Genomic DNA, 19988 nt, shown 5'->3' with positions numbered 1-19988 from the left:
TATCTCGCTCGACAAGCTGACAAGGACGCGCGTTCAAGTGAACCAAAACTGGCATGGCACCCTGATCCGCCACATGCTTTTGCTGGTGACCGGTTGCCTGGTGATCGGCCTGATTACCGGCTATTACGGCTGGAGCCTCGCCGCGGGCCTGGGTCTTTACCTGGCCTGGACCCTCAAGCAACTGCTGCGTCTGCACGAATGGCTGCGCCTGCACAAACCCGATGAAGCCCCCCCCGATGGCTATGGCCTGTGGGGCGAAGTGTTCGACAGCATCTACCACCTGCAACGTCGCGATCAGCGCGTACGCGGGCGCCTGCAAGCGGTGATCGACCGGGTCCAGGAATCCACAGCCGCGCTGAAAGACGCGGTGATCATGCTCGACAGCGACGGCAACCTGGAGTGGTGGAACCGCGCCGCCGAAACCCTGCTCGGTCTCAAGACCCCGCAAGACAGCGGTCAACCGGTGACCAACCTCGTACGCCATCCGCGCTTCAAGGAATACTTCGAGCAGGACAGCTACGCCGAGCCGCTGGAAATTCCGTCACCGATCAATGATCGCCTGCGCATTCAGCTGTACATCACCCGCTACGGCAACAATGAACACTTGATGCTGGTGCGCGACGTGACGCGTATCCATCAACTGGAACAGATGCGCAAAGACTTCATCGCCAACGTCTCCCATGAACTGCGCACGCCGTTGACGGTGATCTGCGGTTATCTGGAAACCCTGCTCGACAACGTCGAGGACGTGAACCCGCGCTGGTCCCGTGCCCTGCAACAAATGCAGCAGCAAGGCGGACGCATGCAGACATTGCTCAACGACTTGCTGCTGTTGGCCAAACTGGAAGCCACCGATTACCCCTCGGACAACCAGCCGGTAGCCATAGACGGCTTGCTGCAATCGATCAAGAGCGACGCTCAGCAACTGTCCGCCCAGCGCAATCAGAAGATCACCCTGGAAGCCGACCCGACGATTCTGCTCAAGGGCAGCGAAGCCGAGTTGCGCAGCGCGTTTTCCAATCTGGTGTTCAACGCAGTGAAATACACCCCGGCCGAAGGCAATATCCGCATTCGCTGGTGGGGGGATGAGCAAGGCGCGCACCTGAGCGTGCAGGACTCCGGCATCGGTATCGACAGCAAACACTTGCCGCGCTTGACCGAACGCTTCTACCGCGTCGATTCCAGCCGCAATTCCAACACCGGCGGCACGGGGCTGGGACTTGCGATCGTCAAACACGTGCTGCTGCGCCACCGCGCGCGGATGGAAATCAGCAGTGTGCCGGGCCATGGCAGCACGTTTACCTGCCATTTTGCGCCGGCCCAGGTCACCAAATCCCGGGTCATCAGCGCGACAGACTGATACCGGCCGGCACGCGCCACTAGTCAATCACTTGGTCAGCCGCTACATTGGCTGACTTGTGCCTGCCCTTCAGGCGCACTTTTTTCTTTCCTTTTGAATACACGGAACCCGCAAAACTCCATCATGGACCCTTCCCCTGGCTTGACCCTCGCGACACTCTTCGCCGATTTCGGCATGATTCTTTTTGCTCTGATCCTGGTTTTGCTCAACGGCTTTTTCGTTGCGGCCGAATTTGCCATGGTCAAATTGCGCTCGACCCGGGTCGAAGCTATCGCTGAAAAAAACGGCTGGCGCGGGCATATCCTGCGCACCGTTCACAGTCAGCTCGATGCTTACCTGTCGGCGTGCCAATTGGGTATCACCCTCGCCTCCCTGGGTCTTGGCTGGGTCGGTGAGCCGGCGTTCGCGCACATCCTCGAACCGATCCTTGAAGCCGTCGGTGTGCAGTCGGCCGAAGTGATCAAAGGCGTGTCGTTCTTCGCCGCGTTCTTCGTCATCTCGTACCTGCACATCGTGGTCGGTGAGCTGGCCCCCAAATCCTGGGCCATCCGCAAACCCGAACTGCTGTCGCTTTGGACCGCCGTGCCGCTGTACCTGTTCTACTGGGCGATGTATCCGGCGATTTACCTGCTCAACGCCAGCGCCAACACGATCCTGCGGATCGCCGGCCAAGGGGAACCCGGCCCTCATCACGAGCACCATTACAGCCGTGAAGAACTGAAGCTGATCCTGCACTCCAGCCGTGGCCAGGACCCGAGCGACCAAGGCATGCGCGTTTTGGCCTCGGCGGTGGAAATGGGCGAACTGGAAGTGGTCGACTGGGCCAATTCCCGGGAAGACCTGGTGACGCTGGAGTTCAACGCGCCGCTGAAGGAAATCCTGGCGATGTTCCGTCGCCACAAGTTCAGCCGTTATCCGGTGTACGACAGCGATCGTCAGGAGTTCGTCGGCCTGCTGCACATCAAGGATCTGCTGCTGGAACTGGCAGCCCTGGACCACATTCCCGAGTCGTTCAACCTCGCCGAACTGACCCGGCCGCTGGAGCGGGTTTCGCGCCATATGCCGCTGTCGCAGTTGCTGGAACAGTTCCGCAAAGGCGGCTCGCACTTCGCCCTGGTCGAAGAAGCCGATGGCAACATCATCGGCTACCTGACCATGGAAGACGTGTTGGAAGTACTGGTCGGCGACATTCAGGACGAACACCGCAAGGCTGAGCGCGGGATCCTCGCGTACCAGCCGGGCAAGCTGCTGGTGCGCGGCGACACGCCGCTGTTCAAGGTCGAGCGCCTGCTGGGCATCGATCTGGACCACATCGAAGCCGAAACCCTCGCCGGGCTGGTATACGAAACCCTGAAACGGGTGCCGGAAGAGGAAGAAGTGCTGGAAGTCGAAGGCTTGCGGATCATCATCAAGAAGATGAAAGGGCCGAAGATCATTCTGGCCAAGGTGTTGATGCTCGATTGATCCGGGCCTGCAGGGCTTTTGTGATGAGGGGATTTATCTGTGGCGAGGGGATTTATCCCCGTTGGACGGTGAAGCCGTCCCAATGCTTCTAAATACGACGGGATCGCTTCGCGACCCAACGGGGATAAATCCCCTCGCCACGTTTAAACTCTCTCACCAAAGATAAATCCTCTCACCTCAATAGATTCTCACCGCCTCTACTGCTTGCCCAACGCAAAGTTCGGCAGGCTGCCCACCGGTTGATTGAACTGGTACGGAATCGACACCAGCCCCAACCCGGTATTGCGCTGCACCACGAAATGCAGGTGCGGCCCGCTGCTGTTGCCGGTGTTGCCCGACAAGGCCAGCGGGCTCCCCACCGACACCCGTTGCCCCTCGCGAACGCTCACCGATCCTCGTTTGAGGTGCAGATACACGCCCATCGTCCCGTCATCGTGCAGCACCCGCACGAAATTACCCGACGGATCGGTGCCGCGCCCGGTCTGGGCATTCTCGGTTTTCACCACCACACCGCCACGCGCCGCGATGATCGGCGTGCCTTCGGGCATGGCGATGTCCATGGCGTAGCGGTTCTTGGGACCAAAGTGGCTGTATTGACCATTGGCGCCCTGACTCAGACGAAACGGTCCACCCCGCCAGGGCAGCGGGTATCGATAGGCCATAGTGGCCCCTGAGGGGTCGCCCAGGGAGTATTCAAATTTCGGGGTGTACGCGAGCGGCCTTTCGGACTGCGTGGCCGTGAGCAGCGCCAGACGAATACTGCTGCGTGCCGGCATCACCCGACGAATCGGTCGGCTTGGCGCACCGCTGACGTTCTTCAGCCCGCCGAAGCTCAACTCGATTTCTACCGGCGCATACAGGTCATTGCGCACGTAAACGCTGTCCACGCCCTTCTTCTTCGTGATGACGAGGTACACCCGACGCTCGAGATTCTCGACCATGCGATCACGAAAAACCAACACCTTGGAGCCTGTCGTGGGGCGGTCGCTGTAGGAGACCACGCCACTGGCGTCGGTGGACTTGTAGATCGTCATGGCCAACGCCGAGGTGGAGGCCAGGAAAAGACCGCAAAAAAACAGCAGGCGCGCGAGCATGGGCAAGATTCTGTCGAGTAAGTACTGGGTAGGAGCCTAGCAGCTGCAATGGACCCGGGTAGTCGGCAGATGTTTCAAAATGGGCCGTTCGGCGGATGTGTGGTGAATTCAATGGCCCCTTCGCGAGCAAGCCCGCTCCCACATTTAATCGAGTTCTCCTAGAAGAATACGGTCGAATGTGGGAGCGGGCTTGCTCGCGAAGGCGGCCTGTCAGGCGACGAAGATTACGCGCCCGGTACGAAATGCTTCTGCGCCGTACCACGTGCGATCAACCGGGAGATGTAGTCGAGCTTCTGCGCATCCTGGTCGACGAAACGGAAGGTCAGTTGCAGCCAGTCGCTGTCGGGTTTTGGCTCGTGGGCGACGATGGCGTGCAGGTAGCCATTCAGACGAGCGGTTTCGGCATTATCGCCCTGCTCCAGGTCGAGCACGGCGCTGTCGAGCACTTGTGGCAGGGTGTCGGTGCGTTTCACCACCAGCAGCGCTTCCTTGAGGCTCAAGGCCTTGATCACACATTGCGCAATGCCGTTCGGCAGGCGCAGTTGGCCCTGGCCACGTCCGCCCGTTGGCGCTGTGGAGGACGCTGCAGGCTTGATCGGCGGGCTGTTGAGCAGACCGCGAGACGCAGCGGTAGCCGGGGCCGGCGCGGCAGCAGCAGGTTTGGCGAACGGGTTGACCGGCGCCGCGGCGGGAGCGACCACGGCAGCCTTGCCACCGGTCAATGCGCTCAGGGAATCGTTGCCGAACGCCGAGTTCATTTTGGTCGGCGCGCTGTTCATCAAGGTGTCGAGCTTGCCGACCTTGTTCAGGGCCTGCTTGACCTTGGTCAGCAGTTGCTCGTTGGTGAACGGCTTGCTGACGTAGCCGGAAACCCCGGCCTGGATCGCCTGGACGACGTTCTCTTTATCGCCACGGCTGGTCACCATCACGAACGGCATGGTCTTGAGGTTGTCCTGCTCGCGGCACCAGGTCAGCAGCTCCAGGCCGGACATTTCCGGCATTTCCCAGTCGCACAGGACCAGGTCGAACGCTTCCCGAGCCAGCAAGGCCTGAGCCTTCTTGCCGTTGACCGCGTCTTCGATCCGGATCCCCGGGAAGTAGTTGCGCAAGCACTTCTTCACCAGGTCACGAATGAACGACGCGTCGTCCACGACCAACACACTGACCTTACTCATCCATCACCCCTTTAAAAAATCCCGGCAAGCATACCGCTTTGCTGATGGCACATTGCCAAAAACCTTCAGTCACGCCGGGACTTTTCGTTCGCGGGTGCTGCTTTCGACTTCATCAACCACAAACAAAAACGCCCGGCCAAAAGGCCGGGCGCTTTTCTCAGGCAATCTTACTTATCGTCAGCTTTGCCCGGAACATTAGCGGTTTCGCCACTTGTGCCTTCAACTTCTTCTTTCATGCGCTTGAGGCCCAAGTGCCGCACGTCGGTGCCGCGCACCAGGTAAATCACCAGCTCCGAGATATTGCGCGCGTGGTCGCCGATCCGTTCCAGCGAACGCAGCACCCAAATGATGCTCAAGACCCGCGAGATAGAGCGCGGGTCTTCCATCATGTAGGTGGCCAGTTCACGCAACGCGGTTTTGTATTCGCGGTCGATGATCTTGTCGTACTGGGCCACCGACAACGCCAGGTCGGCGTCGAAGCGGGCAAAGGCGTCCAGTGCATCGCGAACCATGTTGCGCACCTGGTCACCGATGTGGCGAACCTCGACGTAACCCCGTGGGGCTTCGCCTTCTTCGCACAACTGGATGGCACGACGGGCGATCTTGGTCGCTTCGTCACCGATGCGCTCCAGGTCGATGACCGACTTGGAGATGCTGATGATCAAACGCAAGTCCGACGCTGCCGGCTGACGACGGGCCAGAATGCGCAGGCATTCTTCGTCGATGTTGCGTTCCATCTGGTTGATCTGGTCGTCGATCTCGCGAACCTGCTGGGCCAGGCCGGAGTCGGCCTCGATCAGCGCGGTCACCGCGTCGTTGACTTGCTTTTCCACCAGCCCGCCCATGGCCAGGAGGTGGCTGCGCACCTCCTCGAGCTCAGCGTTGAACTGCGCGGAGATGTGATGGGTAAGGCCTTCTTTACTAATCATGTTGGCGTCCTTGGAGCGTCCGGTAAGGTGCGGTGGACCGCAGCGTCAGTTCAGTGAGCAACAACAGCTTCCTAGCCGTAGCGACCCGTGATGTAGTCTTCGGTCTGCTTCTTCGCCGGATTGGTGAACAGGGTGTCGGTGTCGCCGAATTCCACCAGTTTGCCCATGTACATGAACGCTGTGTAATCGGAAACCCGCGCGGCCTGTTGCATGTTGTGGGTCACGATGACGATGGTGAACTTCGATTTCAGTTCGTAGATCAGCTCTTCGACTTTCAGCGTGGAGATCGGGTCGAGTGCCGAGCACGGTTCGTCGAGCAGCAGCACTTCCGGCTCCACGGCGATGGTGCGCGCGATCACCAGACGTTGTTGCTGACCACCGGACAGGCCAAGTGCCGACTCGTGCAGACGGTCTTTGACTTCGTCCCACAGCGCCGCGCCTTTCAACGCCCACTCGACGGCTTCGTCGAGGATGCGTTTCTTGTTGATGCCCTGGATGCGCAGGCCGTAGACCACGTTCTCGTAGATGGTTTTCGGGAACGGGTTGGGCTTCTGGAACACCATGCCAACGCGACGACGCAGCTCGGCCACGTCTTCGCCCTTGCGGTAGATGTTGTTGCCGTACAGGTTGATCGCGCCTTCGACTCGGCAGCCATCCACCAGGTCGTTCATGCGGTTGAAGGTGCGCAGCAGCGTGGACTTGCCGCAGCCGGACGGGCCGATGAAGGCGGTCACGCGCTGTTTCGGGATGTTCATGCTGACGTCGTACAGCGCTTGTTTGTCGCCGTAGAACAGGCTCAGGCCCGGCACTTCAATCGCGACGGTTTCCTGTTCAAGGCTCAAGCTCTGTTTGTCGCGGCCCAGGGCCGACATGTTGATGCCGTGGGTATGTGCTTCGTGCTGCATGGGAGGCTCCCTGTGCTAACAAATTCGGTTCGGGACGCCCTTGTGGCTGCCCCATCAATATTCCGGTAAACGCCGATCAATGTGGGAGCGGGCTTGCTCGCGAAGAGGCCATCACATTCAACATCAATGTTGCCTGACCCACCGCTTTCGCGAGCAAGCCCGCTCCCACAAGGGACCGCGCCTGCCTATTAACTTAACTATCCAGCGCTTTGTATTTTTCGCGCAGGTGGTTACGGATATAAACGGCCGACAAGTTAAGCGTGGCGATCACCAGCACCAGCAGCAGCGCCGTGGCGTACACCAGCGGCCGCGCGGCCTCGACGTTCGGGCTCTGGAAGCCGACGTCATAGATGTGGAAGCCCAAGTGCATGATCTTCTGGTCCAGGTGCAAGTACGGGTAGTTGCCATCCAGCGGCAGCGATGGCGCCAGTTTCACCACACCCACCAGCATCAGCGGCGCCACTTCACCGGCGGCGCGAGCCACGGCGAGGATCATGCCGGTCATCATTGCCGGGCTGGCCATCGGCAGTACGATCTTCCACAAGGTTTCAGCCTTGGTTGCGCCGAGGGCCAACGAGCCTTCGCGCACGGTGCGAGGAATCCGCGCCAGGCCTTCTTCCGTGGCCACGATCACCACCGGCACAGCCAGCAGCGCCAGGGTCAGGGACGCCCAGAGCAGACCCGGCGTACCGAATGTCGGCGCCGGCAGCGCTTCCGGGAAGAACAACCGGTCGACCGAGCCGCCCAACACATAGACGAAGAAGCCCAGACCGAACACGCCGTATACGATGGCTGGAACGCCCGCCAGGTTGTTCACCGCGATGCGGATCAAGCGCGTCATGGTGTTCTGTTTCGCATATTCACGCAGGTAAACCGCGGCCAGTACGCCAAACGGGGTCACGATCATCGCCATGATCAACGTCATCATCACGGTGCCGAAAATCGCCGGGAAGATCCCGCCTTCGGTGTTCGCTTCACGCGGGTCGTCGCTCAAGAACTCCCAGACCTTGCTGAAGTAGAAGCCGATCTTGGTGAAGGTGTTCATGGCGTTCGGCTGATAGGCGTGAACCACTTTGCCGATACCGATTTCGATCTCTTTGCCGTTCGCGTCGCGGGCCGTCAGGCTGTCGCGGTTGAACTGGGCGTGCAGGTCGTTCAGGCGTGCTTCGATGTCCTGATAACGCGCGTTCAGTTCGGCACGCTCGGACTCCATGTCCGCTTGCGCGGCAGCGTCCATCGTTCCGGTCAGCTCCAGTTTGCGACCGTGCAGACGGACGCGCTCGAGGCCCGCGTTGATCGCGCCAATGTCGGTTTTTTCCAGGCTCTTGAGCTGGGCGGCGAGCTGGTTGACGCGAGCGACACGGGTCTGCAGCTCAGGCCATGCAGCTTCACCTTCAGCGATGACCTTGCCGTCCTGTTTGACGTTGACCAGGTAGCCGTAGAAGTTGCCCCACTCGCGACGCTCGATGGTCATCAACTCGGGTGGAGTCTTCTGATTGGTCAGCCACTCGCCGACGATCCAGGTGAAGTCGTTGCCATTGAGGTCACGGTTGCCGACCTTGATCAGCTCGCGGGTCATGAACTCCGGGCCCTGATCGGGCACCGGCAGGCCAGCGCTTTTAAGGCGCTCGCGCGGCACTTCTTCTTTCTGCACCACTTCGCCGATGACGAGGTGATTGGCCTGGCCCGGTACGTCGTAACTGGCGTGCACCAGGTCCGCCGGCCAGAAATGGCCCAGACCGCGCACGGCAATCACGGCCAGCAGGCCAATGGTCATGATGACCGCGATGGACACCGCGCCACCGCTGATCCAGACGCCAGGGGCGCCGCTCTTGAACCATCCTTTCAGGGAGTTCTGTTTCACAGACTTCTACCTTTCTTAAAGCGACGAGTATTTCTTGCGCAGACGCTGACGAATCAGTTCCGCGAGGGTGTTCATGACGAAGGTGAACAACAGCAGCACCAGCGCCGAGAGGAACAGCACGCGGTAGTGGCTGCCGCCGACTTCCGATTCGGGCATTTCCACCGCAACGTTGGCCGCCAGGGTGCGCAGGCCTTCGAACAGGTTCATTTCCATGACCGGGGTGTTGCCGGTGGCCATCAGCACGATCATGGTTTCACCAACCGCACGGCCCATGCCGATCATCAGCGCCGAGAAGATGCCCGGGCTGGCGGTGAGGATCACCACGCGAGTCATGGTCTGCCATGGCGTGGCCCCGAGGGCCAGGGAACCGAGGGTCAAACCGCGCGGCACGCTGAACACGGCGTCTTCGGCGATGGAGTAGATGTTCGGGATCACCGCAAAGCCCATGGCCAGACCGACTACCAGTGCGTTGCGCTGGTCGTAGGTGATGCCCAGGTCGTGGGAGATCCACATGCGCATGTCGCCGCCGAAGAACCAGGTTTCCATGTATGGGCTCATGTACAGCGAGAGCCAGCCCACGAACAGGATCACCGGAATCAGGATCGCGCTTTCCCAACCGTCCGGCACTTTCAGGCGGATGGACTCAGGCAGGCGGCTGAAGGTGAAACCGGCGACCAGGATGCCGATCGGCATCAACAGCAGCAGGCTGAAGATGCCCGGCAAATGTCCTTCCACATACGGTGCGAGGAACAGACCGGCGAAGAAACCGAGGATCACCGTCGGCATCGCTTCCATCAGTTCGATCACCGGCTTGACCTTGCGGCGCATGCCCGGGGCCATGAAGTACGCGGTGTAGATGGCAGCGGCGACGGCCAGTGGAGCGGCCAGCAGCATGGCGTAGAGCGCGGCTTTCAAGGTACCGAAGGTCAGCGGTGACAGGCTCAGCTTGGGTTCGAAGTCAGTGTTGGCGGCGGTCGATTGCCAGACGTATTTAGGCTCGTCGTAGTTCTCGTACCAGACCTTGCTCCACAACGCGCTCCAGGAAACCTCTGGGTGCGGGTTGTCGAGCAGCAGCGGTTGAATCTTGCCGCCCGCCTCCACGATCACCCGGTTGGCCCGTGGCGACAGACCAAAGACGCCTTCGCCATCGACCACCTGATCCACCAGCAAGGTGCGGTGGGCGGTGCTGTGGAACACGCCGAGCTTGCCGGACGCATCAAGGGCGATGAAACCTTTGCGACGTTCTTCAGCGGTGATTTCAACGATCGGCGCAGTGCCCATCTGGAAGTTACGAATCTGCTTCAGACGCAGTTCGCCATCGTGGTCGCGGGCCATGAACCATTGGGCCAGACCACCCTTGGAATCGCCGAGGATCAGCGAGATGCCACCCACCAGTTGAGTACTGGCAGTGATTTGCGCTTCGCCATCATCCAGCAGTTTGTAGCGACCGTTGAGGCTCTTGTCGCGCAGGCTGAACACGTCGGCCTGGGCGCGACCGTTAATCACGTACAGCCACTGCTGACGTGGGTCGACGAAGATATTTTTCACCGGCTCGGTCATCTGTGGCAGATCGATACGCGTCTGCTCGTTGGTGACTTCACCAGTCATCATGTTTTCTTCGCTGGTCAGCGACAAAACATTGAGTTGCGAACCGGTGGAACCGACCAGCATCAGCGTCGTATCGGTCGCGTTGAGGCTGACGTGCTCAAGGGCTCCGCCCGCCTCATTCAGCGCGATCGGCGTTTCGCCGTACGGGTATTCAATGGCTGGCGAGATGGTTTTCTTGCCGTCCGGGTAGCTGACTTTATAAGTGTGACGGAACACCAGCGCCTGGCCGTTGGACAAGCCCACCGCCACCAATGGATGGCCTGGTTGGTCTTTGCCGATGGAGGTCACGGTAGTGCCGGCCGGAATCGACAGATCGACACGCGCGAGTTCAGCGCCACTGTCGATATCGAAGAACAACGCCTGGCCCTTGTCGGAAACCCGCATGGCGACCTGGTTCTGTTCTTCCAGGGAGATCATCAACGGCTTGCCGGCGTCCTGCATCCAGGCGGGCGTGATGGCGTCCTTGGCGGTCAGGTCGGCGCCCTGAAACAGGGGCGCGACAACGTAGGCAAGGAAGAAAAAGATCAGCGTGATCGCGCCGAGAACGGCGAGGCCGCCCACAAGGACGTACCAGCGGGTCAGGCGATCTTTGAGCGCGCGGATGCGGCGCTTGCGTTGCAACTCAGGCGTATTGAAGTCAATTCGCTTGGGGGGATTTGTAGTCATGGTGGAATTGGCCAGATCATTCATTCGCACACCCTAGCGATCCTGTATGACAGAAAGATGACAATGCAGTGACGCAACAAATCCGCCGCCAGCGGGAACTGGCAGTGGACTGAAAAATTGGGGGTATGTGGGAGCGGGCTTGCTCGCGAAGGGGCCGTCACTTTCAACATCAATGTCGATTGATCCACCGCTTTCGCGAGCAAGCCCGCTCCCACATTGAACCCGGGGATTACCCCGGGCTCAGGGTTTTACTTTTTTGCGACTTCAGCGCCGCCTTCCTGCAGACCCAGGTCAGCCAGTGCTTTTGCAGCAACCTTGGCCGGCAGTGGGATGTAGCCGTCTTTCACCACAACTTCCTGGCCCTGTTTGGACAGAACCAGTTTCACGAACTCGGCTTCCAGCGGGGCCAGAGGCTTGTTCGGGGCTTTGTTGACGTAAACGTAGAGGAAACGCGACAGCGGGTACTTGCCGTTCAGGGCGTTTTCTTCGGTGTCTTCGATGAATTCAGTGCTGCCTTTCTTGGCCAGGGCCACGGTCTTCACGCTAGCGGTCTTGTAGCCGATGCCCGAGTAACCAACGCCATTCAGCGAGGAGCTGATCGACTGCACGACCGAAGCCGAGCCTGGTTGTTCGTTGACGTTTGGCTTGTAATCGCCTTTGCACAGGGCTTCTTCTTTGAAGTAGCCATAAGTGCCGGATACCGAGTTACGACCGAACAGTTGAACCGGCTTGTTGGCCAGGTCGCCGGTCACACCCAGGTCGCCCCAGGTTTTCACGTCGGCTTTGGCGCCGCACAGACGAGTCGAGGAGAAGATCGCGTCGACCTGTTCCATGGTCAGGTGCTGGATCGGGTTGTCTTTGTGAACGAAGACAGCCAAGGCATCCACAGCGACCGGGATAGCTGTTGGCTTGTAGCCGTATTTGGTTTCGAAGGCCTGCAGCTCGTTGTCCTTCATCTTGCGGCTCATCGGGCCCAGGTTAGCGGTGCCTTCAGTCAGCGCAGGTGGCGCGGTAGAAGAACCGGCAGCCTGAATCTGGATGTTTACGTTCGGGTATTCTTTTTTGTAGTTCTCAGCCCACAGGGTCATGAGGTTGGCCAGGGTATCGGAGCCGACGCTGGACAGGTTGCCCGACACACCAGTGGTTTTGGTGTAGCTCGGGATAGCAGGGTCAACAGCGGCAACCGCGTTGGCAGTCGCAACGCCAGCAGCGACAAAAGTCATTGCCGCCATCAAACGCTTCAGTTTCATGCCTTACTCCTAGCAGATAGGTGTGTTAAGTCGGGGCCAAGTATCAGCAGGCCGTGTGAACACTCTATGGCTGAAATATGACAATTGGATGAAAGGCCAGCATTCGAAATACAGAAACACCGAGGCAATGAATCAAGGTTGACAAATCACATTCAAAAGATAGTCTTGTCAACCACGAGAGGAACCGATGATCAACGACCGAATTCGCCGCGCTCGCCTTCTGCGAGGCATGTCCCTGGAAGCCTTGGCACTCCAGCTTGGCGACATCACCAAGCAAGGCCTGAGCAAATACGAGAAAGGGTTAAGTACCCCGAACTCCTCTCGCGTGCTGCAACTGGCCAAGGTGCTGCAGGTCAGTCCCGAGTACTTCTTTCGTGCCGAAGCCGTGCCTCTTGCGCCGCTGGAGTTTCGTAAACTTGCCAAGATGCCCAGGTATCGCCAGGTTCAAGTCGAAGAACAGATTCGTGAACACCTTGAGCGCTACATTGCTCTGGAAGAATGCTTTGACCCGGCAGACATCCAGACTCCGGCCACCCCCGCGCAAATGCTGCCGGTCTCCTCTATTGAGGAAGCTGAGCACGCTGCCGAGGCACTACGCGAATATTGGGGAATTGGCAGCGATCCAATTTCTAACCTCACCGAGCAACTGGAAGAGCACAGCATCAAGGTCGCGATGCTCATGGGGCCGGCTGACTTCGACGGGGCCTGCGCCGCTACCGGTGACGGTCGCCACGTCTTGATTGCACTCAATGCCGAGCGCCCAGGCGAACGAATACGCTTTACCGCAGCACATGAACTCGGTCACTGGGTCATGCAATTACCCGACGACATGCCCGAGCGTGACAAGGAAAACTGCTGCCATCGCTTCGCTGGCGCGTTCCTCTACCCGGCTAAAGGTGTCACCAGTGACTTCGGTAGCCACCCTCGCTCACGCGTCCATCCCCGCGAATTGCTCATCGCCAAGCGCCAATATGGGATCTCGATGCATGCCGCTCTGCGACGCCTCAAAGATTTGAAGCTGCTTAGCGATGGGGGCTACAAATCCATCACCATTCAATTCAGCGCGAACGGCTGGCGCAAGGCCGAGCCTGAACCCTTGCCATGCAAACCACCACAACGTTTTGAATCGTTGGTGTTCTGGGGCTTAGCGGAAGGGTTGATCACCAAATCCCGTGCAGCCGAACTTCTACGCAAACCAGTGAGCGCTCTTGACCCCAATTTTCTGGGCTCACTGGAGAGTGCATGAGTCTGATCTACATCAGCGATACGAATATCTGGATCGACTTCAGAAATGCCGGACTGCTGGAGCAGATGTTCAAACTGCCATTCACTCTTTGCTGCACAGATTTCGTATTGCATGAGCTCGAAGATTTCCCCCATGACGAATTACTCGGTCGGGGATTGATTGTTGAATCCTTCGACGAGCCAGGGGTTACCAGGCTGTTCACTCTCAAAATAGAGCACAACAACAGCTCATTGGCCGATGTGTCGTGCTACCTGCTCGCACAAGAGACAGGTCGGCCGTTGCTCACTGGAGATGGCAAGCTGAGGCGTCAAGCGCAGAGGGATGGGTTACAAGTGCATGGCGCACTCTGTTTGCTCGATTTGATGGTGGAACATCAGGTCATTAAACCCAAGAATGCTGCGGATGCTCTGGACCATATGCTTGAGCATGGAGCACGTTTACCGGCGGGCGAATGTGGAGTAAGGCTTTCGCACTGGCGAAAGCCTTAACAACTGGCGGTTTTAGCGTTATCGACCTTTCTTCCAGAGGTAGGTACCCACCAGAACCCCGACACCACAAATGATCGCTACGTAATAGGCAGGCCCCATCGGGCTTTCCTTGAGCAGCAAGGTGACCACCATCGGGGTCAGGCCGCCGAAGATGGCGTAGGCCAGGTTGTAGGAGAACGACAGCCCGCTGAAGCGCACCACCGCCGGGAAGGCTTTGACCATCACATACGGCACCGCACCGATGGTGCCGACCAGCAAGCCGGTCAAGGCGTACATCGGGAACAGCCAGTCCGGGTGGTTGAACAGGCTGTGGTAGAAGGTCCATGAACTGATCAGCAACGCAGCACTGCCGAACACGAAGACACGACCCGCGCCGAAGCGGTCAGCCAGCGCACCGGAGGCGACGCAACCCAGGCTCAGAAACACAATCGCCAGGCTGTTGGCCTGCAACGCGGTGGTTGGCGAGAAGTGGTACACGGTCTGCAGCACGGTCGGGGTCATCAGGATGACCACGATGATGCCGGCGGACAGCAGCCAGGTCAGCAGCATGGAAATCAGGATCGCCCCGCGATGGTCGCGCAACACGGCGCGCAGCGGCACTTCTTCTGCCAGGGCCTTGCGCAGTTGCAGCTCGGCGAATACCGGCGTCTCGTGCAACCAGCGGCGCAGGTAAACCGAGAACAGGCCGAATACGCCACCCAACAGGAACGGAATCCGCCAGGCGTAATCCGAAACTTCGACCGGGGTGTAAAGGCTGTTGATTGCGGTGGCGACCAGCGAGCCCAGCAGGATACCGGCCGTCAGGCCGCAGGTCAGGGTGCCGCAGGCGTAGCCGATGTGCCGCTGCGGCACGTGTTCGGAAACGAATACCCACGCGCCCGGTACTTCACCGCCAATCGCAGCGCCTTGAATTACCCTCATCAGCAGCAACAGGATCGGCGCCCACATGCCGATCTGCGCGTAAGTCGGCAGCAGGCCCATGATCAGGGTCGGCACCGCCATCATGAAAATGCTCAGGGTGAACATCTTCTTGCGTCCCAGCAGGTCGCCGAAGTGCGCCATGACGATGCCGCCCAGTGGCCGCGCCAGGTAGCCGGCGGCAAAGATCCCGAAGGTCTGCATCAAGCGCAGCCACTCGGGCATGTCGGCCGGGAAGAACAGCTTGCCGACCACCGTGGCGAAGAACACGAAGATGATGAAATCGTAAAACTCCAGCGCACCGCCCAGGGCAGACAGCGACAAAGTCTTGTAATCGCTGCGGGTCAGCGGACGTGCGGATTGAGTGGACTGCGCGATGCTCGAGGGCGCTGTGGTCATGGCAAGGCTTCTCTTATAGTCGGATCTGCAACCTCAACAACGCTGGCGGAGGCTTGGGCAGGTCCGGCACGATAGCAAATTGTTCGAAAAAGCACATAGAGGTGCGTATTTGACGGTCGAAAAGAGAACCGGACGGTCGTCTCGGAGTCTACCGATCGATATACTCGCAATCTTGCGACAGCTTGCAAGGGTTGCTGTGCGAAGACGCTGCTGGCTCTACCAGTCGATTTCGCAGAGTTTCCCTTTAGGCGCCTTACGAAAAACGTGACGAACGTAGTATGTTCGGGGCTGAATCGTTTTTCCTTGAGACGGCTATTCACCTGAAGTACTTATGAGAGTCACGGGTCAGAGGCACCCCCGGCATGATAGAGCTCGAACAAGAAGATCCAATCCCGCAAGGCGACCTGGCCCTGCAAATTACCGCGCTTCCCCGCGAAACCAACGGCTTTGGCGATATTTTCGGCGGTTGGCTGGTGTCGCAGATGGATTTGGCCGGCACCGCAATGGCCAGCAAAGTCGCGGCTGGCCGCGTGGCTACGGTGGCGATCGACCGCATGGCGTTTCTGGTTCCGGTCGCGGTGGGTGCCCAGCTCTCCTTTTATACCCAGGCACTGGAAATCGGCCGCAGCTCGATTCAGATGATGGTCGAAGTCTGGAGTGACGATCCGCTGTCCAGCGAATGGCGCAAAGTGACTGAAGCCGTGTTTGTGTTCGTCGCCATCGACGGCAGCGGTCGCACCCGTTCGGTTCCGCCAAGAGCCCGTTAAACACTGCGACCTTTCTGCGGTCCATTGCAGTCATTGTTCCTGATCGAGAGTTGCCCCATGAGCACGCCCAACGTTGAAGCCGTGAAACTGGATGAACTGAACTGCTGGCGCATCCGCCACGGGCAGGCCGAATTGCTGGTTGCCCAGCAAGGCGCGCACATCCTCAGTTATCAAGTGGCCGGGGAACCGCCGCTGATCTGGCTCAACGACGAGGCAGTGTTCAAGGCTGGCAAGAGCATCCGCGCCGGGGTTCCGGTGTGCTGGCCGTGGTTCGGCAATCTGGCGCGTAATCCGCAGAGCGTTCAAGCCATGCGCGCCAGCAACGAAGCGCCGACCGCCCACGGGCTGGTAAGGGCGATGGATTGGGAACTGGGCGGCATTGAAACCGAGGGCGAAAGCCTCAAGGTGGAGTTTGTTCTGCCTTACCCTGAAGGCGGCTTGCCAGGCTGGCCGCATCAGGTGGATTTGAAGCTGAGCATTCGTCTGGATGAGCAACTCCACATCAGTCTGACCAGCCATAACCAGGGCACAGACAAAGTCACCATCAGCCAGGCGCTGCACAGCTATTTCGCGGTCAGCGATGTACGCGAAGTGCATGTCGAAGGGCTGGATGGCTTGAGTTACATCGAAACCCTGGACGACTGGAAAACCGTCACTCAGACCGGCGATCTGCGTTTTGCCGGCGAGACCGATCGTATCTATCTCAATACCCCGGCGAAGCTGAGCATTGTCGATCCGGCCTGGGAACGGCGCATCGAGCTGACCAGCAGCGGTTCACGCTCGGCGGTGATCTGGAATCCGTGGATTGAACGCGCCGCGGCGTTCAGCGACATGGCCGACGATGGCTGGCAGCGCATGCTGTGCATTGAAACGGCGAACGTGATGGATGATGTGGTGACGCTGGCGCCGGGGGCTAGTCATACCTTGGGCGTCAGCATCGGCGCAAAACCGCTCTAAGTCATACCGCAATACGAAATGTGGGAGCCAGCCTGCTGGCGATGGCGTCATGTCGGTCAAATTGAAAGTATCTGACGGACCGCTATCGCCAGCAGGCTGGCTCCCACAGTTATTTCGGGTGGCTGCTAGAGATCTGATTCTTTTACCACCCGCACTTTCGCCGCATCCAGCGCATACGCCGCGTCAGCCAGGTCATTGTTGACCTTCTCGATCTTCAGCGTGCCAGTCACCCACAGCGGTGTATAGATGTCATTCAGCTTCAAACCTTTCGGATAACGCACCAACACCAGTTGGTTTGGGGGCGGTGGTGGCACGTGGATGCAGGCGCCCGGATACGGCACGAGGAAGAACAGTGTGCTGCGGCCCTGGGCGTCGGATTCCAGCGGCACCGGATAACCACCGATGCGGATGTTCTTGTCGTTCATCGACGGCACGGTTTTGGTCGAATACATCACCGCCGGCAAGCCCTTGCTCTGCTTCATGCCACCCTTTTTGGTAAAGGTGCCATTGGCTTCGGGGGAGTTGTGGTCGATTTCGGGCATGGCCTCGAGGGCTTTCTGGTCCGACTTGGGCATCAGTTCGAGCCAGTCGGTTTCCGGCAGCTCGCCGGCATGGGCAAGGCCCGAGCCCAATAAAAGGATAGTCAGTAAAAGACGGCGCATGAAGGTGCTCGGCAAAGGAGAGGACGGTACAACGCCGAGCATTCTAGCCCTCTCTGCGTGCGGCGCAGAGGGGGCTTTGTCGCTTTGGATCAGTTCTTTTTGATCAAGCCGTAGATCACCAGCAACACCACCGCGCCAACCAGCGCACCGATGAAGCCTGCCCCTTGACCGGCCTGGTAGATGCCCAGAGCCTGGCCGCCATAAGTGGCCGCCAGCGAACCGCCGATACCGAGCAGGATGGTCATGATCCAGCCCATGCTGTCATCGCCCGGTTTCAGGAACCGAGCCAGCAGGCCGACGATCAAGCCGATAAAGATGGTTCCAATAATTCCCATGGCATTTCCCTCTGATTGAATGGCTATGCGAAAGCCTAGTCAGACTTCTGCATCCTGCCATGAGAGAACGGCGACCCCTGAATGGTTCCGCCGCTGCCACATGAAACTGTTCACTCGGCGATGAGCGCTTCGACCTTGAGGATCTGCGCGGCCAGTGTTTCGCGGTTTGCACAACGCAGGTTAGCGTGACCGACCTTGCGACCGACCTTGAACGCCTTGCCATAGTGATGCAGATGGCAATCGGCGATGGCCAGGACTTTCTCGGTCTCCGGCACTTTACCGATGAAGTTGAGCATCGCGCTCTCGCCGACCTTGGCCGTCGAACCCAGCGGCAGACCGGCAACGGCCCGCAGATGGTTTTCGAACTGGCTGCACTCAGCGCCTTCAGTGGTCCAGTGACCCGAGTTATGCACACGCGGGGCGATCTCGTTGGCCTTGAGGCCACCGTCGACTTCAAAGAACTCGAACGCCATCACGCCGACGTAATTCAGCTGCTTGAGCACACGGCTGGAATAGTCTTCTGCCAAGGCTTGCAGCGGGTGGTCGGTGCTGGCCACGGACAACTTGAGGATGCCGCTGTCGTGGGTGTTGTGAACCAGCGGATAGAACCTGGTTTCGCCATCGCGAGCGCGCACGGCGATCAACGAGACTTCACCGGTAAACGGCACGAAACCTTCCAGCAAGCAGGCAACGCTGCCCAGTTCGGCGAACGTACCGACCACGTCTTCAGGTTTGCGCAGAACTTTCTGGCCCTTGCCGTCGTAACCCAGGGTGCGGGTTTTCAGCACGGCCGGCAGACCGATGGAAGCCACAGCAGCGTCCAGATCGGCTTGCGATTGAATGTCGGCGAACGCCGGGGTGGGAATCCCCAGGTCCTTGAACATGCTCTTCTCGAACCAGCGATCACGGGCGATGCGCAGGGCTTCGGCGCTCGGATATACCGGGACGAATTGCGACAGGAACGCGACGGTTTCGGCCGGGACGCTTTCGAACTCGAACGTCACCAGATCGACTTCATCGGCCAGCTGACGCAGGTGGTCCTGATCGCCGTAATCGGCCCGCAGGTGTTCGCCCAACGCGGCTGCGCAAGCATCCGGCGCGGGGTCCAGGAAAGCGAAGTTCATGCCCAGCGGAGTGCCCGCCAGCGCCAACATGCGACCCAACTGGCCGCCACCGATTACACCGATCTTCATCGTCAACAACCTCAGGCGATGCGTGGGTCTGGATTTTCCAGGACGCTGTCTGTCTGTTCAGCGCGAAATTTTTTCAGCACCGCGTGGAACTGCGGGTGCTTGGCGCCGAGAATGCTCGCCGAGAGCAGCGCGGCGTTGATCGCACCGGCCTTGCCGATGGCCAGGGTGGCGACCGGAATGCCCGCGGGCATCTGCACGATGGACAGCAGCGAATCGACGCCCGAGAGCATCGACGACTGCACCGGCACGCCCAGCACCGGCAGGTGGGTCTTGGCCGCACACATGCCTGGCAAGTGCGCCGCGCCGCCGGCACCGGCGATGATCACCTCGATGCCCCGCGCCTCAGCCTCTTCGGCGTACTGGAAGAGCAGGTCCGGGGTGCGGTGGGCAGAGACCACTTTCACCTCGTAAGGAATGCCGAGCTTTTCCAGCATATCGGCGGTGTGGCTAAGGGTGGACCAATCGGACTTGGAGCCCATGATCACGCCAACCAGTGCACTCATCGTCGTGCCTCTTCTCTCTGGGCGCCCGCAGGCGCGTCAAAAAACAACAAGCCACGCAATATGCGTGGCTTGATTGTACGAATTATGGCCGGACGAACCGGCCGAAGGCCGCGCAGTATACCTCAATGAAGCAGATAAACAGCCCCCGATACGACCATCTGTCATACGGCGCAAAGTGCCGGTTTTATTGACTCGAAGGTCAACC

General features: G+C 59.5%; 18 protein-coding genes. 6 read left to right on the top strand and 12 right to left on the bottom strand.

Features of this window, described 5'->3' with window-relative positions:
- The first annotated feature begins 73 nt into the window (after positions 1-73).
- Complete coding sequence (phoR, locus tag KW848_RS08525) at positions 74-1360, top strand: phosphate regulon sensor histidine kinase PhoR (protein ID WP_219732363.1); 1287 nt, start codon at positions 74-76, stop codon at positions 1358-1360.
- A 123-nt stretch (positions 1361-1483) separates the two neighbouring features.
- On the top strand, positions 1484-2824 hold the full coding sequence (locus KW848_RS08520) for a hemolysin family protein (protein WP_218536562.1): 1341 nt from the start codon (positions 1484-1486) through the stop codon (positions 2822-2824).
- 197 nt (positions 2825-3021) lie between these two features.
- On the opposite strand, the gene KW848_RS08515 is transcribed toward KW848_RS08520, so the two are convergent.
- From KW848_RS08515 to KW848_RS08485, 7 genes are all read right to left on the bottom strand, one after another.
- Entirely contained in the window at positions 3022-3918 is an 897-nt protein-coding gene (locus tag KW848_RS08515) for a peptidoglycan DD-metalloendopeptidase family protein (RefSeq protein WP_218536561.1), read from the bottom strand.
- 224 nt (positions 3919-4142) lie between these two features.
- On the bottom strand, positions 4143-5093 hold the full coding sequence (locus KW848_RS08510; RefSeq protein WP_218536560.1) for a response regulator: 951 nt from the start codon (positions 5091-5093) through the stop codon (positions 4143-4145).
- A 167-nt stretch (positions 5094-5260) separates the two neighbouring features.
- The gene (phoU, locus tag KW848_RS08505; protein ID WP_008150055.1) at positions 5261-6022 is read right to left on the bottom strand and encodes a phosphate signaling complex protein PhoU; all 762 of its coding nucleotides are present in this window, start codon (positions 6020-6022) and stop codon (positions 5261-5263) included.
- A 71-nt stretch (positions 6023-6093) separates the two neighbouring features.
- Positions 6094-6927 carry a phosphate ABC transporter ATP-binding protein PstB gene (gene pstB, locus KW848_RS08500; protein WP_008150054.1) on the bottom strand — a complete coding sequence of 278 codons (834 nt, stop codon included), beginning with the start codon at positions 6925-6927 and terminating at the stop codon, positions 6094-6096.
- A 193-nt stretch (positions 6928-7120) separates the two neighbouring features.
- Positions 7121-8791: a phosphate ABC transporter permease PstA gene (pstA, locus tag KW848_RS08495; RefSeq protein ID WP_218536559.1), complete on the bottom strand. Its 1671-nt coding sequence runs from the start codon at positions 8789-8791 to the stop codon at positions 7121-7123.
- Positions 8792-8806: 15 nt separating this feature from the next.
- Complete coding sequence (locus tag KW848_RS08490; RefSeq protein WP_218536743.1) at positions 8807-10840, bottom strand: ABC transporter permease subunit; 2034 nt, start codon at positions 10838-10840, stop codon at positions 8807-8809.
- A gap of 473 nt (positions 10841-11313) precedes the next feature.
- Entirely contained in the window at positions 11314-12315 is a 1002-nt protein-coding gene (locus tag KW848_RS08485; protein ID WP_111448236.1) for a phosphate ABC transporter substrate-binding protein PstS, read from the bottom strand.
- Positions 12316-12502: 187 nt separating this feature from the next.
- Between KW848_RS08485 and KW848_RS08480 the strand changes: the two genes are divergently transcribed.
- Positions 12503-13561, top strand: coding sequence for a helix-turn-helix domain-containing protein (locus KW848_RS08480; RefSeq protein WP_192408846.1), 1059 nt, complete (start codon positions 12503-12505; stop codon positions 13559-13561).
- Positions 13558-14049 carry a type II toxin-antitoxin system VapC family toxin gene (locus tag KW848_RS08475; RefSeq protein WP_218536558.1) on the top strand — a complete coding sequence of 164 codons (492 nt, stop codon included), beginning with the start codon at positions 13558-13560 and terminating at the stop codon, positions 14047-14049. The genes KW848_RS08480 and KW848_RS08475 overlap by 4 nt, the downstream gene beginning before the upstream one ends.
- Before the next feature lie 18 nt (positions 14050-14067).
- On the opposite strand, the gene KW848_RS08470 is transcribed toward KW848_RS08475, so the two are convergent.
- Positions 14068-15366: an MFS transporter gene (locus KW848_RS08470; protein ID WP_218536557.1), complete on the bottom strand. Its 1299-nt coding sequence runs from the start codon at positions 15364-15366 to the stop codon at positions 14068-14070.
- 362 nt (positions 15367-15728) lie between these two features.
- Here KW848_RS08470 and KW848_RS08465 point away from each other — a divergent pair, with 362 nt between their 5' ends.
- Entirely contained in the window at positions 15729-16133 is a 405-nt protein-coding gene (locus KW848_RS08465; RefSeq protein WP_111448233.1) for an acyl-CoA thioesterase, read from the top strand.
- Between the two features lie 57 nt (positions 16134-16190).
- The gene (locus KW848_RS08460; RefSeq protein ID WP_218536556.1) at positions 16191-17090 is read left to right on the top strand and encodes a D-hexose-6-phosphate mutarotase; all 900 of its coding nucleotides are present in this window, start codon (positions 16191-16193) and stop codon (positions 17088-17090) included.
- Between the two features lie 125 nt (positions 17091-17215).
- On the opposite strand, the gene KW848_RS08455 is transcribed toward KW848_RS08460, so the two are convergent.
- The 4 genes from KW848_RS08455 to purE all read right to left on the bottom strand — a co-directional run bounded on the left by KW848_RS08455 (position 17216) and on the right by purE (position 19783).
- Positions 17216-17752: a DUF3299 domain-containing protein gene (locus tag KW848_RS08455; RefSeq protein WP_192408840.1), complete on the bottom strand. Its 537-nt coding sequence runs from the start codon at positions 17750-17752 to the stop codon at positions 17216-17218.
- Between the two features lie 89 nt (positions 17753-17841).
- Positions 17842-18087 carry a GlsB/YeaQ/YmgE family stress response membrane protein gene (locus tag KW848_RS08450; protein WP_008030708.1) on the bottom strand — a complete coding sequence of 82 codons (246 nt, stop codon included), beginning with the start codon at positions 18085-18087 and terminating at the stop codon, positions 17842-17844.
- A gap of 110 nt (positions 18088-18197) precedes the next feature.
- Positions 18198-19280 (bottom strand): 5-(carboxyamino)imidazole ribonucleotide synthase, encoded by a 1083-nt coding sequence (locus KW848_RS08445; RefSeq protein WP_008150034.1) that lies wholly within the window; start codon positions 19278-19280, stop codon positions 18198-18200.
- A gap of 11 nt (positions 19281-19291) precedes the next feature.
- Positions 19292-19783, bottom strand: coding sequence for a 5-(carboxyamino)imidazole ribonucleotide mutase (gene purE, locus KW848_RS08440; RefSeq protein ID WP_008150032.1), 492 nt, complete (start codon positions 19781-19783; stop codon positions 19292-19294).
- Positions 19784-19988: the final 205 nt, after the last annotated feature.

The sequence above is a fragment of the Pseudomonas sp. PDM25 genome, from assembly GCF_019219045.1.
Taxonomy (GTDB): Bacteria; Pseudomonadota; Gammaproteobacteria; order Pseudomonadales; family Pseudomonadaceae; genus Aquipseudomonas.
The sequence above is the reverse complement of the archived record's forward strand: the minus strand, read 5'-3'. Positions and strand labels throughout refer to the sequence as shown.